At 54.0% G+C, this 16,055-nt stretch carries 11 protein-coding genes; all 11 read left to right on the top strand.

What is annotated here, in order from left to right; all coding sequences use genetic code 11:
• Nucleotides 1-42: 42 nt before the first annotated feature.
• The 11 genes from zwf to hisC all read left to right on the top strand — a co-directional run bounded on the left by zwf (nt 43) and on the right by hisC (nt 16,044).
• Nucleotides 43-1,557 (top strand): glucose-6-phosphate dehydrogenase, encoded by a 1,515-nt coding sequence (gene zwf / locus KJS40_RS04040; RefSeq protein ID WP_213539150.1) that lies wholly within the window; start codon nt 43-45, stop codon nt 1,555-1,557.
• A gap of 92 nt (nt 1,558-1,649) precedes the next feature.
• Nucleotides 1,650-4,133: a glycogen/starch/alpha-glucan phosphorylase gene (locus KJS40_RS04035; RefSeq protein WP_213539149.1), complete on the top strand. Its 2,484-nt coding sequence runs from the start codon at nt 1,650-1,652 to the stop codon at nt 4,131-4,133.
• Nucleotides 4,134-4,292: 159 nt separating this feature from the next.
• Nucleotides 4,293-4,988: a succinate dehydrogenase iron-sulfur subunit gene (locus KJS40_RS04030; protein WP_213539148.1), complete on the top strand. Its 696-nt coding sequence runs from the start codon at nt 4,293-4,295 to the stop codon at nt 4,986-4,988.
• Nucleotides 4,985-5,218 (top strand): succinate dehydrogenase assembly factor 2, encoded by a 234-nt coding sequence (locus KJS40_RS04025; protein ID WP_213539147.1) that lies wholly within the window; start codon nt 4,985-4,987, stop codon nt 5,216-5,218. The genes KJS40_RS04030 and KJS40_RS04025 overlap by 4 nt, the downstream gene beginning before the upstream one ends.
• Before the next feature lie 387 nt (nt 5,219-5,605).
• The gene (gltA, locus tag KJS40_RS04020; RefSeq protein WP_213539146.1) at nt 5,606-6,904 is read left to right on the top strand and encodes a citrate synthase; all 1,299 of its coding nucleotides are present in this window, start codon (nt 5,606-5,608) and stop codon (nt 6,902-6,904) included.
• Nucleotides 6,905-6,935: 31 nt separating this feature from the next.
• Nucleotides 6,936-9,803: a 2-oxoglutarate dehydrogenase E1 component gene (locus KJS40_RS04015; RefSeq protein WP_213539145.1), complete on the top strand. Its 2,868-nt coding sequence runs from the start codon at nt 6,936-6,938 to the stop codon at nt 9,801-9,803.
• Between the two features lie 15 nt (nt 9,804-9,818).
• Entirely contained in the window at nt 9,819-11,099 is a 1,281-nt protein-coding gene (gene odhB, locus KJS40_RS04010; RefSeq protein WP_213539144.1) for a 2-oxoglutarate dehydrogenase complex dihydrolipoyllysine-residue succinyltransferase, read from the top strand.
• 63 nt (nt 11,100-11,162) lie between these two features.
• Entirely contained in the window at nt 11,163-12,623 is a 1,461-nt protein-coding gene (lpdA, locus tag KJS40_RS04005) for a dihydrolipoyl dehydrogenase (protein ID WP_213539143.1), read from the top strand.
• Between the two features lie 228 nt (nt 12,624-12,851).
• Nucleotides 12,852-13,496 carry an ATP phosphoribosyltransferase gene (hisG, locus tag KJS40_RS04000; RefSeq protein WP_213539142.1) on the top strand — a complete coding sequence of 215 codons (645 nt, stop codon included), beginning with the start codon at nt 12,852-12,854 and terminating at the stop codon, nt 13,494-13,496.
• Nucleotides 13,497-13,546: 50 nt separating this feature from the next.
• Nucleotides 13,547-14,863, top strand: coding sequence for a histidinol dehydrogenase (gene hisD / locus KJS40_RS03995; RefSeq protein WP_213539141.1), 1,317 nt, complete (start codon nt 13,547-13,549; stop codon nt 14,861-14,863).
• Nucleotides 14,864-14,943: 80 nt separating this feature from the next.
• The gene (gene hisC / locus KJS40_RS03990) at nt 14,944-16,044 is read left to right on the top strand and encodes a histidinol-phosphate transaminase (RefSeq protein WP_213539140.1); all 1,101 of its coding nucleotides are present in this window, start codon (nt 14,944-14,946) and stop codon (nt 16,042-16,044) included.
• Nucleotides 16,045-16,055: the final 11 nt, after the last annotated feature.

Genomic DNA, 16,055 nt, shown 5'->3' with positions numbered 1-16,055 from the left:
TACCGCTTTCGGCGCCGGCAATAAAACAAGAGGGAATACAGAATGAAAACTATTGAACCTTGTGTCTTGGTGATCTTCGGAGCAAGCGGGAACCTGTCGCGGCTCAAATTGATTCCTGCGCTGTTTCGACTGGACGTGGCCGGGCGCTTGCCGGATAAAATGGCAATACTCGGTTGCAGCCTTGAACCGTGGAGCAATGATCAGTGGATCGAAGAGGTGGCGAAGATGCTTCAGTCGAAATTTGCTGACGGCATCGATGAGCAGGCCTTTGAGCGTTTTCGTGCCCGGCTGCATTATCATCCCAACTCCCCCACCAACGGCGATGCTTATCTCAGATTAAAGAAAGTGTTGGAAGAAACACCGGGGTTCCCACCCAACACCGTGTTTTACATGGCTGTTCGACCTTCAGCGTTTCCGGCGATTATCGACAAGCTCGGCGTGATAGGGTTGCTGAATCAGCAGAGAGGCTGGTGCCGCGTAGTCATTGAAAAGCCTTTCGGCTATGACTTGCTGAGTGCGCAGACTTTGCAGGGAAGCCTGTACCGGCATTTGAATGAGCCGCAAATCTACCGCATCGACCACTACCTGGGCAAGGGTACGGTGCAAAACGTAATAGTATTTCGCTTCGCCAACATATTGCTGGAGCCGATATGGAACAATCATTATATCGACCATGTGCAAATTACACATTCGGAAACCCTGGGCATTGCTGGGCGCGCTGATTATTACGAGGGGGCCGGGGCGCTTCGCGACATGATCCAGAGCCACCTGATGCAGTTGCTTGCTCTCGTGGCGATGGAACCGCCGGTAACATTGGCCGCGGAACATCTGCGGGACGAAAAAGTAAAAGTGCTGCAGGCAATACGGCCAATCACGCAGAATTCGGTACATGCGCATGCCTTTCGCGGGCAATATACCAGCGGCACCATTGATGGCATACCTGTTCCCGCCTATGTGGATGAACCTGGTGTGGCGCCGGACAGCGCCACGGAAACTTATGCCGCGCTGAAACTGTTCATCGACAATTGGCGTTGGGCTGGCGTGCCGTTTTATCTGCGCACCGGCAAACGCATGGCGGAAAACAGTTCTGCAATTTGTATCCGCTTCAAGAGGCCGCCCCAGGATTTGCTGCGCCGCATGCACCAGGAGCATCATGAGTCATCGCGCCCGAACTGGATCATGCTGGGCATTCAGCCCAATGACTCCTTAAAAATGGAAATTCAGGTCAAGGTGCCGGGATTTGATCTGACGACTCGCACCATCAGCCTGGATGCCACCTACCGCAAGCAAAGCGACCAGGAGCATGACGCCTACGAGGGCTTGCTGCTGGATGTGATGCAGGGTGACCATTCATTATTTCTTCGTATTGATGAGGTGGAATGGGCTTGGCGCGCAGTCGATCCCATCATCAAGGTATGGGCGATGGAGCGCGACTTCATCAACGGTTATAACGCCGGCAGTTGGGGACCACGAGGTACCTATCGCCTGTTTGATAGTGATGATCAGTTCTGGCGCCATTCACTGGATCCCGAAGGCGCTGATTTACAAGCTTATTGATGCGTACCTGTTTGATGCCGTACCTGTTTTTGTGAGAGCAGTATCGTCTAGTGGACGTCTTTGTATTTATCGTAAACCTAACAGGATAAATCATGAATAATCCCTTAAAGCTTTCCATCTTTGAACATGAAAAAGTCGGTCTCGACACGGATTCAGTCAAACACTCTCTTTCCAACGGCTTGATCTATTCGGTAGGTAAAGACACGATTACCGCCACCAATCGCGACAGATTCTTTGCTGCGGCCTACATGGTGCGCAACCGCCTGATCGACCGCTGGATGGAGACCATGCGCAGCTATTACATCAATGACACCAAACGGGTTTATTACTTCTCCCTGGAGTTCCTGATGGGGCGCACCCTGATGAACAGCGTACACAATCTCGGTTTTGATCAGCAATTCCGTGAGGCGTGCAGTGAATTGGGGATCGATCTGGACGACGTACGTGAAATAGAGCCGGATGCCGCCTTGGGAAACGGCGGCCTGGGGCGTCTCGCTGCCTGCTTCCTCGATTCCATGGCGACGCTCAGCCTTCCGGGTTACGGCTATGGCATTCGCTACGAATACGGCATGTTTGCGCAGCGTATCGAGGACGGCAGGCAGGTGGAACATCCGGATAACTGGTTACGCTATGGCAACCCCTGGGAGTTCCCCCGCCCGGAGGTGTTGCATCAGGTCAAATTTCACGGCCATGTGGTTCAATATGAAGATGAGAATGACATATCGCGCTACCACTGGATCGATACCGATGACGTAATGGCAATGGCATTTGATACCCCCATCCCCGGTTATGGCACCCATACCGTCAACAACATGCGTTTATGGTCTGCGAAGGCGACGCGCGATTTCGAATTACGCTACTTCAACGAGGGCAATTATGTCAAAGCGGTGGAGGATAAGAACGATTCCGAAAATTTGTCCAAAGTACTCTACCCGGACGACACCACCGCAATGGGACGCGAGCTGCGCCTGAAACAGCAATACTTCTTCGTATGCGCTTCGCTGCATGACATTCTCCATCGCTATAACAAATACCAGACCAATTTCGATGCCCTTCCGGATAAAGTCGCGATCCAGTTGAATGACACGCACCCCGCCATCGCGATCCCGGAGCTGATGCGCATATTAGTGGATTTGCGCCGTCTCGACTGGGAAAAAGCGTGGGATATCACGGTCCGCACTTTCGCCTACACCAACCATACGCTGATGCCCGAGGCGCTCGAAACGTGGGCAGTCACCCTGTTCGAGAATGTCTTGCCGCGCCATATGCAAATCATCTACGAAATCAATCGCCGCTTCCTGAAGGATGTGATGCACCGATATCCCGGCGATACCGCGATACTGCGCCGCATGTCCATCATTGATGAGGAAGGAGGCAGGCGGGTCCGCATGGCACATCTCGCCATTGTTGGCAGCCATAAGGTGAACGGGGTAGCACAAATTCATACCGAACTGATGAAGCAGACCATATTCGCGGATTTCGACAGGTTTTTTCCCGGCAAGATCATCAATATCACCAACGGTATCACGCCGCGCCGCTGGCTGAACCAGGCCAATCGGCGGCTGGCCGAACTCATCACTTCGCGCATCGGCGTTGGCTGGGTCAAGAACCTGAGTCAGTTGAAACATCTGATTCCGCTTGCCGACGACGCTTCTTTTCGCAAGGAGTTTGCTGACGTGAAACGGGCGGACAAAGAGCGGTTCGTAACCATGCTGAAGCATAAGCACAATATTGATATCAGCGCTGATTCGCTGTTCGACGTCCAGATCAAACGGATCCATGAATACAAACGGCAACTTCTCAACGTATTGCATATCGTGACGCTTTATAACCGCCTTCGCGAGGATAGAAATGCCCAGTACGTTCCGCGTACCATCATTTTCGGGGGCAAGGCGGCACCCGGCTATGCCACTGCCAAGCTCATCATCAAGCTTATCAACGATATCGCCGATGTCGTCAATAATGATCCAAAGGTGGCGGAGCGTCTGAAAGTGGTATTCATACCCAATTACGACGTATCGACCGCGGAAGAAATGATTCCGGCAGCGGACCTCTCCGAGCAGATTTCAACAGCAGGTACGGAGGCGTCCGGTACCGGGAACATGAAGTTGGCATTGAATGGCGCACTCACGATCGGCACCCTGGACGGCGCAAATATCGAAATCCGCAACGAGGTCGGAGAGGATAATATATTCATATTCGGCCTCACAGCGGCAGAGGTCGCCGAGGTGAAAGCAAAGGGTTATCAACCTTGGGATTTTTACCACGATAACGCCGAATTGCGGACGGCGCTGGACATGATCGCTTCGGGCTTTTTTTCGGTGGGTGAGCCGGGCCGTTTTAAACCCATTGTAGATTCTCTCTTGCAGGGCGGCGACAAGTACATGCTGCTGGCGGATTATGCCGCTTACATCGCTTGCCAGGAAAAGGTCGCAATCGCATACCAGAACCAGGACGAGTGGATACGAAAGGCAATTCTGAATATTGCCAACATGGGTAAATTTTCCAGTGATCATACCATCATGCAATATGCCAGCAAGATATGGGATGCAAAACCGGTCATTCCTATCGAGTAAAGACCGATCGGACGGCCTCAATTGTCTTTCCGGGACTGGTCGGGTTGTTTTGCGGCTTTTTTTATCGCGGATGATGAGGAAGCGTCGATGTGTTATCTCCTGCGAATCGCAAGAGTAGCGCCCGATGCTCGCTCACATCCACTGAAAGGTTAACAGACTATGAAATTCTCCATTTTTCGCTTCGATCCCGACAAGGACGAAAAACCTTATATGCAGGATTATGATGTCGCGCTGGAACCGGCCGACAGGATGCTGCTGGATGCGCTCATCCGGATAAAAACCGTGGATGACAGCTTGAGTTTGCGCCGTTCCTGCGGGGAAGGGGTATGTGGATCGGACGGAATGAATATCAACGGGCGCAATGGACTGGCGTGCATTACTCCAGTGGCTGGATTGAAAGAGCCCGTGGAACTGCGGCCATTGCCAGGGCTCCCCGTGATACGCGACCTGATCGTGGATATGACGCAATTTTTCCAGCAGTATCATTCGATCAAGCCTTACCTCATCAACAACGATCCCCCTCCGGAAACCGAGCGGTTGCAATCGCCTGAAGACCGGGCAAAGCTGGATGGACTATACGAATGCATTCTTTGCGCATGCTGCTCCACTGCGTGTCCTTCATTCTGGTGGAATCCTGATAAATTCGTGGGCCCCGCCGGGCTATTGCAAGCATACCGCTTTCTCGCCGACAGCCGCGACCAGGCGACAGCCGAGCGCCTGGATTATCTGGAGGACCCCTACCGCCTGTTCCGCTGCCATTCCATCATGAACTGCGTGGACGTATGCCCCAAGGAATTGAATCCCACCAGCGCCATCGGGCGGATCAAAGACATGATGGTTAAAAGAACGGTATGAGGAAACTGGAGCGCGCTCGATGGCGTTGCCGTCGTGGCCTGCTGGAACTGGATATCGTGCTGCAACGGTTTATGGATGCGTATTACGCTAAACTGGATGAAGCCGAACTCCGGCAATTTGAGATATTGCTGGATCTTCCCGATAATGACTTGTGGGATATGATCGCGCTAAAAAAAGAAGTGGAGGATATGAAACTGAAACCCGTACTGCATCTCTTGCAGACTATTTAACCTAAATCCGGTAGTTGACTGCTCATTTAATAGATCAGTGTTATGATTAATAACATACTTGACGCTCACCTTCCGGGAGGGCGCTACGGGGTGAATTGCACAGTTTTTGCGGCGCATGGCTGCGTTGCAACTCCTTGGAATGGAACGGCGCCCCGAAGCGTCACCCGAAGGGATCCGCGAAGCGGGGCAGGCAGCGCAGGGGATGCCGTGATCGCGTTCCACACACAAGGAGGCGCCCGCATCCCGCTTCGGGGTCGCACCTTCCTACGAAAGGCACTGCTCCACCCTGCGCCCCAAAAACCGTACACTTCACCCCGTCCAACTACCGGATTCAGGTTTAATTGCATCGTGGCTTTTTTGCCGGAAAGAAAATAACAGGGGAACGACATGGAACAAAAACATATAGCGACTCTCAATCTGGATAACGGCAATCCGACCGAGTTTCCCATCATGGCCGGCAGCATGGGGCCGGATGTGGTGGATATTCGTACTCTGCATGCCAAGAGCGGCGTATTCACTTACGACCCCGGCTTCCTGTCCACCGCCAGTTGCAGTTCCAAAATAACTTACATTGATGGCGATGAGGGCATTCTGCTTTATCGGGGCTACCCGATCGAACAGTTGGCCAAGCGATGTGATTTTATGGAAGTGTGCCATTTGCTGATGAATGGGGAACTGCCGACCAGAAAACAGAAGTCCGCGTTCGACAAGACCATCAAGGATCATACGATGGTGCATGAGCAACTCGCGCGCTTTTTTACCGGTTTTCGCCGCGATGCCCATCCCATGGCGGTGATGGTCGGAGTAGTCGGTGCATTGTCGGCATTTTATCATGATGCGATGGACATTTCCGATGCCAGCCACCGTGAATTATCGGCCTTTCGGCTGGTAGCAAAGCTGCCCACCATCACTGCAATGACCTATAAATACAATATCGGCCAGCCTTTCATATATCCGCGCAACGATCTCAGCTATGCGGAAAATTTCATGCATATGATGTTCGCCACGCCCGCCGAGGAATATAAGCCCAACCCGGTGTTGGCACGGGCGCTGGACCGTATTTTGATCCTGCATGCCGATCACGAGCAGAACGCTTCCACTTCCACCGTGCGGCTCGCTGGGTCCAGCGGCGCCAATCCATTTGCCTGCATTTCAGCCGGTATCGCCTGCTTATGGGGACCCGCGCATGGCGGAGCAAACGAAGCCTGCCTGAACATGCTGGAGGAAATCGGCGACGACTCGCGCATCGGCGAATATATCGAACGTGCCAAAGACAAAAACGATCCTTTCAGACTGGTGGGCTTCGGCCACCGTGTATACAAGAATTTTGATCCCCGCGCCAAGCTGATGCGCGAGACCTGCCATGAAGTGCTGAGCGAACTGGGGCTGCATGACGACCGCTTGTTCAAGCTGGCGCTGAAGCTGGAGAAAATTGCGCTTGAAGACGAATATTTCATCTCCAAGAAACTCTATCCCAATGTTGACTTTTACTCCGGCATTGTGCAGCGTGCTTTGGGAATCCCGGTCTCCATGTTCACTGCCATTTTTACCATGGCGCGCACGGTAGGCTGGATTGCGCAGTGGAACGAAATGATTTCCGATCCGGACTATAAAATAGGGCGGCCACGTCAGCTCTATACCGGGGCCACCACGCGAGATGTCGTCTCGATTGCGTTACGCAAGTAGTCTCGTTCTGCCAGCCAGGAGATCTCCAGCCATGATGAAGCAACTGTTTGAGGATTCCTTGCTGTTTGGTACCAATGCGTCCTTCATTGAAGGGCTTTATGAAAAGTACCTGCACAATCCGGAATCGATTCCACCGGAATGGCATGAATACTTCGACAAACTGCGACTGACGGATGAAACGGCCGGACTGGCCGGGCAGGCCTCTCAAAACGTGCCATACTCATCGGAAATCGAATCGTTCAGCCGAGCGGCGGCAGCGCCTTGGCGGCTCAGCGGGCATAGCCCCGACGAGGAACCTCTACAGGACGATTCCGACCTGGAAACAGAACGCAAGCAGATATCGGTATTGCAAATCATCAACGCATACCGCTTTCTCGGCGTGCGCCACGCCGATCTCGATCCGCTCAAGCATCAGGAAAAACCGCATATTCCCGAACTTGAGCCCGCCTATTACGGCCTGACAGAGTCGGACATGAGTACGGTTTTCGGCACCGGTTCATTGATCGGGCCACCGCGCGCATCGCTGGCGGAAATTCTGCGCATACTGCGGGAAACTTACTGCGGCAGTATCGGCGTCGAGTATATGTACATTACCGATACCGAGCAAAAACGGTGGCTACAGAATCGCATCGAAGGTTCGCGCGCACAACCCCGGTTCTCCCCCGAATACAAACGCCATATCCTGGAACGCCTCAATGCGGCAGAAGGATTGGAAAAGTATTTGCACACACGCTATGTCGGGCAGAAGCGCTTTTCCGGCGAAGGCGGCGAAAGCCTGATTCCGCTATTGGATAACCTGCTGCAGCGCGCAGGCCAGATGGGCGTGCAGCAGGTTATCATCGGCATGGCCCACCGTGCACGGCTTAATGTCCTGGTCAACACATTGGGAAAGTTGCCGAGCGATCTGTTCCAGGAATTCGAAGGCAAATATGCGCAGGACCTGACTGAAGGCGATGTCAAATATCATCAGGGTTTTTCCTCAGCGGTATCCACTCCCGGCGGTACGATGCGCCTGACGTTGGCATTCAACCCCTCGCATCTGGAAATTGTAGACCCGGTAGTGCAAGGCTCGGTGCGTGCCCGTCAGCAGCGCCTGCGAGACAGGCATGGCGATCTGGCGCTGCCCGTGCTTCTGCATGGCGACGCCGCGTACTCGGCCCAGGGCGTGGTGATGGAAACACTGAATCTGTCGCAAACGCGCGGCTATGGCACCGGTGGCACGATACACGTCATCATCAACAACCAGATCGGTTTCACAACTTCTGATCCGCGTGATACGCGCTCCACGCTTTATTGCACTGATGTGTCGAAAATGATCGAAGCGCCGATTCTCCATGTCAACGGGGACGATCCTGAGGCAGTCGTCATGGTGGCTGAGATCGCGCTCGATTTTCGGATGAAGTTTCATAAGGATGTGGTCGTGGACATGGTTTGTTTCCGCACCCTCGGCCACAACGAGCAGGACGAGCCCATGGTGACTCAGCCGCTGATGTACAAGATCATCGGCCGCCATCCCGGCACACGCAAGCTCTATGCCGATAAACTGGAAGCCGAAGGTGTCATCGGCGCCGACCAGGCGGAGCTGATGGTAAAAGCCTATCGGGATGACATGGATGGAGGCCGCAACCCCAACAAAACCATCCTTTATGGCTACAAATCTTCGAACGCAGTGGATTGGACACCCTTCCTGAAGAATAACAAGTGGGACATGAAGGTACAGACCGGACTGCCGATAGCGGAATTAAGAAAGCTGGCCGCGCGATTAACGGATATTCCCTCCAAGTTTAAATTACATGCACGAGTGGAAAAGGTCATCACCGACCGCCGCCTGATGGGCGAAGGAAAATTACCGCTGGATTGGGGAATGGCTGAAACCCTTGCTTATGCGGCGCTTCTGAAGGACGGTTATGCTGTGCGCATTTCAGGGCAAGATTCGGGGCGTGGAACTTTTTTTCACCGCCATGCTGTGCTGCATGACCAGAACCGCGCGCGATGGAACGAGGGAACATACGTTCCCCTTCGCCATATTGCTCCAGAGCAGCCTGGTTTCGTCATCATCGATTCCGTACTTTCGGAAGAAGCCGTGCTGGGCTTCGAGTACGGCTACGCAACCGCGGAACCAAATGAACTGGTAGTGTGGGAGGCGCAGTTTGGTGATTTTGCAAACGGTGCGCAGGTTGTGATAGACCAGTTCATCGCCTCCGGCGAAGCCAAATGGGGTCGGTTATGCGGCCTGGTGATGATGCTGCCGCACGGCTACGAAGGGCAAGGACCCGAGCACTCCTCCGCACGTCTGGAGCGTTTTCTGCAACTCTGCGCCGAATACAATATTCAGGTGTGCGTTCCATCCACCTCCGCACAGATGTTTCACATGCTCCGGCGGCAAATGATCCGGCCGTTGCGTAAGCCGCTTATCATCATGAGCCCCAAAAGCCTGTTGCGGCATAAGGAGTCCTTCTCAAGTCTCGAAGATCTGGCCGATGGCAGTTTCCAGAACGTGATTCCGGAAATGGAAAAGCTCGATCCGCAAAATGTACGACGCGTCATCGCCTGCTGCGGCAAGATATATTACGAACTGCTGGCTTATCGCCGGGAACAGAGAATCAAGGATATCGCAATTGTTCGTATCGAGCAGCTGTACCCTTTTCCGCATCATGATTTCCAGATTGAGGTTGACCGCTACCCTCACGCTAAAGATATACTCTGGTGTCAGGAGGAACCCGGCAACCAGGGTGCCTGGCACCGTATTCAGCACTACCTGCTGCGGCACAAGCGTCCCGATCAGATTTTAGGCTATGCATTGCGGCCATCCTCAGCGTCTCCGGCGGTGGGGTATCTGGCAAAACACAAATTCCAGCAGAATGAATTGATAGTGGCAGCGTTTCGCGAAAAAATTTAAGCCAAAGGAAGAACCATGCTCGTCGATGTCAAAGTTCCGGTTTTATCCGAATCGGTGGCGGAAGCCACATTGCTTTCCTGGCATAGAAAAGAAGGCGAACATGTTGATAGAGACGAGAATCTGATTGATATCGAAACAGATAAAATCGTGATGGAATTGCCGGCGCCAGCGGCCGGCATATTGACCAAAATCGTCAAGGGCGACGGAGCGATAGTAGCCGGTGGTGAAATCATTGCCACCATAGACACCGAGGCCACTCCGGCCGAAACCAAGGCGGTTCCAGGTGACACTGCGGCGGCTCCCTTAAGTGCGAAACCCGCTCCTGAGCCTGAGGGCACCTCAGCCGTTGCGGCATCGGCGTCTATGGCGACGATGATGCCCGCCGCCCGAAATATGGCGGCGCAGGCAGCCCTCGACGTCGGCGAAATCAGCTCGATTAAAGGTAGCGGACGCGATGGCCGGATTACCAAAGAGGATGTGGCGGCCCACGTGGAAAAGAAGTCTTCGCCCTTCAGTGCGCCGTCACCGGCAGCCCCTGAGCCTTCGGCAACTCCGACACCTTTGGCAACTACCACACCTTCTGCGCCTATGGGTAACAGACCTGAACAGCGGGTGGCGATGTCCCGACTGCGGGCGCGTATTGCCGAGCGACTCGTGCAGTCGCAGTCCACCGCAGCGATACTCACCACGTTCAACGAAGTGAACATGCAAGCGATAATGGATTTGCGCGCTCGCTATAAAGTGAGTTTTGAAAAAGAGCACGGCATCAAGCTCGGTCTCATGTCGTTTTTTGTCAAGGCGGCGGTGGCGGCGTTGAAAAAATTTCCTGTCGTCAACGCATCTGTGGATGGAAATGACATCGTCTATCACGGGTATTACGACATAGGCATCGCGGTGAGCAGCCCGCGCGGGCTCGTGGTTCCCATCATCCGAAATGCGGACGCTTTATCACAGGCGGAGATTGAAAGGCAGATCGCAGACTTCGGCAAACGCGCCCTCGACAGCAAATTGACGATGGAAGAGCTGACGGGCGGCACCTTCTCGATCACCAATGGCGGCATATTCGGCTCGATGCTCTCCACTCCCATTATCAATCCGCCGCAAAGTGCGATTCTTGGCATTCACGCGACTAAAGAGCGCCCTGTGGCCGAGAATGGGCAAGTAGTGATTCGTCCGATGTGCTATCTCGCGTTATCCTATGATCACCGCATTGTCGATGGGCGCGAAGCGGTGCTTTCCCTGGTGGCAATGAAAGAGGCCCTGGAATATCCCATGAGCCCGTTGTTTGAAGGTTGAGGGTATCGAACGTAAATCGCATTCCTGCAAAATAATTTTTCCATCATTTTCATTAACTTCAATATGCCTCGATCTTTTGATGTAGCAGTAATCGGTGCCGGCCCCGGCGGTTATGTCGCCGCCATTCGTTGTGCCCAACTGGGGCTCAGCACTGTTTGTATAGATGAGTGGAAAAATCCGCAAGGAAAGCCCAGCCTGGGTGGAACCTGCCTGAATGTCGGCTGCATTCCATCCAAGGCGCTGCTGGAGTCGTCGGAGAATTATGAACGCGCGGCGCATAAATTTGCGGCTCATGGGATCAAGGTGGAAGGCCTGTCGGTGGATATCCCGGTAATGATGTCTCGTAAGGATAAAATTGTCGCTGCCTTCACCGGCGGGGTTGCCATGCTGCTTAAAAAAAATAAAGTCGCCTCCCTGCACGGACGCGGAACACTGCTCAGAAGCATCGAGGAGCATGGCGACAACAACAGCGGCTGGCAGATCGAAGTCAAAAACGGGGAAACAGTGGATACCGTCGAGGCAAAACACGTCATTATCGCCACCGGTTCCGCCCCGCGGTCTTTACCGTTCGCACAGATAGACAACCAGCGCATACTGGACAATGCCGGCGCGCTGGCGCTGACAGAAGCACCCAGGCGGCTGGGCGTGATTGGCGCCGGCGTCATCGGCCTGGAAATGGGCAGCCTGTGGCGGAGACTCGGTTCCGAAGTCACCATCCTTGAAGCGTTGCCCACGCTTCTACCGGCGGCTGACGAGCAAGTCGCAAAAGAAGCGCTAAAAATCTTTACCAGAGGATCAGGTCTGGTCATCAATACGGATATCAGAATAAGCGGAATCCAGACCAGCGAAGCGAGCATCGCCGTGGAGTACGTTAACGCCCAGGACAAAGAGGGCAACGTGCAAAAACTGGAAGTCGATAAACTCATCATCGCAGTCGGTCGGGTTCCCAACACGGCTGGACTGGGTGCGGACAATGTCGGCCTGAAGCTGGATAATCGCGGGTTTATCGAGGTGGACAGCGATTGCCGCACGAATCTGCCCAATATATATGCCGTGGGAGATGTGGTGCGCGGGCCCATGCTGGCGCATAAGGCTTCCGAGGAAGGGGTCGCCGTCGCTGAAAACATCGCGGGACAGGCTGGACACGTGAACCTTGACACCATCCCTTGGGTTATATACACCTCGCCCGAAATCGCCTGGGTAGGCAAAAACGAACAGGAACTGAAAGCCGCGGGGATTCAATACAAAGCCGGTCAATTCCCCTTCATGGCCAACGGCCGCGCACGCGCACTGGGCGAGACCGGCGGTTTCGTCAAAGTGCTGGCGGACGCGACCAACGACCGTATCCTCGGCATCCACATGATCGGCCCCTACGTTTCCGAAATGATCGCCGAAGCGGTAACGGCGATGGAATTCGCAGCCAGCAGCGAAGATATCGCTCGCATCGTTCACGCCCATCCATCGCTGTCGGAAGTATTGCATGAGGCGGCGCTAGCGGTGGACAAACGCGCAATTCACATATGACAGCTGACTGGGTCTGAATTCGCGTCGTGAAGATCCGCTTTCTTTTCTTCTCCCTGTTTTTTTCCAGTTCCGGATTCTGATTGAAAGAGCCGATGACGGTATGGGCGATTTTTTCGCGGGGAAAAGCTGTCATATCGAGAATTTCAGCAAGGCGGCATCGTCTTTGAATACCTTCGGCAAGCCCAGCGTGGCCCTTTAGCGTAAAATGCGGCTTTTACGAGTTCTTCCATGACGAGCATCACCATTGCCCTTTCCAAGGGGCGCATTTTTGACGATACCGCACCGCTATTGAAAGCGGCAGGGATCGTCGCGCTCGACGATCCCGAAACATCGCGCAAGCTGATCCTCGCCACCAATCGTGATGACGTGCGGCTCATCATTGTGCGCGCTTCGGATGTGCCGACTTATGTACAGTACGGTGCTGCCGATATGGGCATCGCGGGAAAGGACGTATTGCTGGAGCATGGCGGCGCGGGGCTTTATCAGCCGCTGGACTTGAATATTGCCTGCTGCCGCATGATGGTGGCAGTGCGCGATGATTTCGATTACGAAGACGTCGTAAACCGGCGAGCGCGAGTGCGCGTCGCAACGAAATATCTGCAAACCGCACGTGAACACTTTGCCGAAAAAGGCATGCACGTGGATCTCATCAAGCTCTATGGCTCGATGGAACTTGCGCCGCTGGTAGGGTTGGCGGATGCGATTGTGGATCTGGTTTCCAGCGGTGGCACGCTAAAGGCGAACCATCTCAAGGCAGTGGAAGAGATCATGCCGATTTCGGCGCGGCTGATCATCAATCAGGCAGCACTGAAATTGAAGCGGGAAGCGATACAGCCGATGCTGGAAGCTTTCTCGGCGGCAATCATCAAATAAGGCAGTGAATCAGCAAAAACGTCACAACCAATAAATCAACGTTCCTACTCATGATTCAAATCAAACGGCTTTCCTCCACCGATGCCAGCTTCAATGAAGCGCTAATGGAACTACTGGCCTTTGAAAGCGCCCAGGATGAGAAGCTGGATGCGGCCGTCGCGGATATTCTTGACGATATCAAGAAGCGGGGTGATGAAGCCCTGCTGGAATATACGCGCCGTTTTGACCGTTGGGATCCAGCTTCGGCAGCGGCACTCGAATTGCCCCGCCAACGCTTGCAACAAGCCCTGCAAGATCTACCCACGGAACAGCGTGATGCCCTGGAACAAGCCGCATTGCGCGTGCGTGTCTACCACGAAAAGCAGTTGGCACAATCCTGGAGCTATATCGAACCTGACGGTACGCTGCTTGGCCAGAAAATAACTCCGCTGGATCGTGTTGGCCTGTACGTTCCCGGCGGCAAGGCGTCTTATCCCTCCTCGGTACTGATGAACGCAATTCCCGCCAAGGTGGCGGGAGTGGGCGAACTTGTCATGGTCGTGCCCACCCCCGCCGGCGAGACAAATGATCTGGTGCTGGCTGCCGCAGCCATTTGCGAGGTTGATCGAGTATTTACCATTGGCGGCGCTCAAGCGATCGGCGCACTGGCTTATGGCACCTCGACAGTGCCGCAGGTGGATAAGATCGTCGGTCCCGGCAACGCGTACGTGGCCGCAGCCAAACGCCGTGTATTCGGTATGGTAGGCATAGACATGATAGCCGGGCCTTCGGAAATCCTGGTGATTTGCGACGGCAAAACAAATCCGGACTGGATCGCCATGGATCTGTTTTCGCAGGCGGAGCACGATGAACTGGCGCAAGCGATCCTGCTTTCGTCCGATGCCGATTTTATCGACGCGGTAGCGGCAAGTATTGATCGGCAGCTGGAAGCAATGCCGCGCAAGGCGGTAATACGGGCCTCGCTGGAAGGCCGCGGTGCGCTGATCCAGGTACGTGATCTGGGTGAAGCCTGCGCCATAGCCAACCATATTGCACCGGAACATCTTGAGCTGTCGGTCGAACAGCCGGAAAAATGGCTGGAAAAGATCAGGCATGCCGGCGCCATTTTCCTGGGCCGTTACACTTCCGAAGCGCTCGGCGATTATTGTGCCGGTCCCAATCATGTGTTGCCCACCTCTCGTACCGCGCGCTTTTCTTCACCGTTGGGCGTATACGATTTTCAGAAACGCAGCAGTATTATCAAGGTGTCGGAACAGGGCGCGGCAAAACTGGGGCCGATCGCTTCCATCCTTGCTCATGGAGAAGGTTTGCAAGCCCATGCGATGTCAGCGGAATATCGGATCGTGAATGGCGCCGACATAAAGTAACTCGACAGATTCTTCCATGAGCCAACCCAAACTGTATGCCGCAAAATGCCGACCGTAAATCGAGGCTAAATCATATAAAAATGCCTGGATCGCCCAATCAAATCATTCGACCCGAAATCCTCGCACTCTCCGCGTATCACGTACCGCCTGCAAGCGACATGGTGAAGCTGGACGCAATGGAAAATCCTTACTCGCTGCCACCCGAACTGCGCGATGAGATCGCGCGGCTGGTTGCGGATGCGCCGATTAATCGCTATCCCGATGCAAGTGCCGCTTCGCTCAAGGCTTCGTTACGCCAAGCACTGGCAATTCCCGATGGAATGGAAGTCATGCTGGGTAACGGTTCGGACGAGATCATCCAGATCATCGCTCTGGCCTTTGCCAGACCTGGCGCGGTATTGATGAGCGTCGAACCTGCCTTTGTCATGTTTCGCATGACCGCTGTGTTCGCCGGGATGAAATATGCAGGGGTGCCGTTAAACGCTGATTTTTCGCTTGATATGGACGCGATGCTTGCCGCCATTGCACGGCACCAGCCAGCGGTAATTTTTATTGCATACCCTAATAACCCCACTGGCAACCTGTTTGACAGCGAAGCAATCTCACGTATTATTGAAGCTGCTCCCGGCGTGGTGGTCGTGGATGAGGCTTATCATGTCTTCGCCGATGCCAGCTTTATGGGCAAGCTGGCGCAATACCCCAATCTGTTATTGATGCGCACGCTTTCCAAGCTGGGATTGGCGGGTTTAAGGCTGGGGCTTCTTGCCGGAAGACCTGAATGGTTGATTCAGCTTGAAAAACTGCGTTTGCCGTATAATGTAGGTGTTGTCACCCAACTGATCGCGGAAAAGGTATTACAGCATCACGATGTCCTGATGCAACAGGCCGCAGCGATCAAAGCTGAACGCGCGATAATGGGTGAACGACTGGAAGTACTGAACGGTATCGAGGTTTTCCCGACGGATGCGAATTTCATTTTGTTCCGCGTGGCTCGAGAGGGTGACGAGAATGAAGCCAATCGGGTATTTATGGGACTTAAAGAGCGCGGTATATTGATCAAGAATCTTGATGGGTACCACCCGTTACTGAAGAATTGCCTTCGCGTGACAGTGGGCAAACCCGACGAAAACACAAAATTTTTGATGGCGCTTCAGGCTTCGCTTAACAAATCCAACAATTAAATTAACCTATC

This window comes from Nitrosospira sp. NRS527, assembly GCF_018406445.1.
Lineage (GTDB): Bacteria > Pseudomonadota > Gammaproteobacteria > Burkholderiales > Nitrosomonadaceae > Nitrosospira > Nitrosospira briensis.
This window is presented reverse-complemented; position numbering and strand designations above follow the sequence as displayed.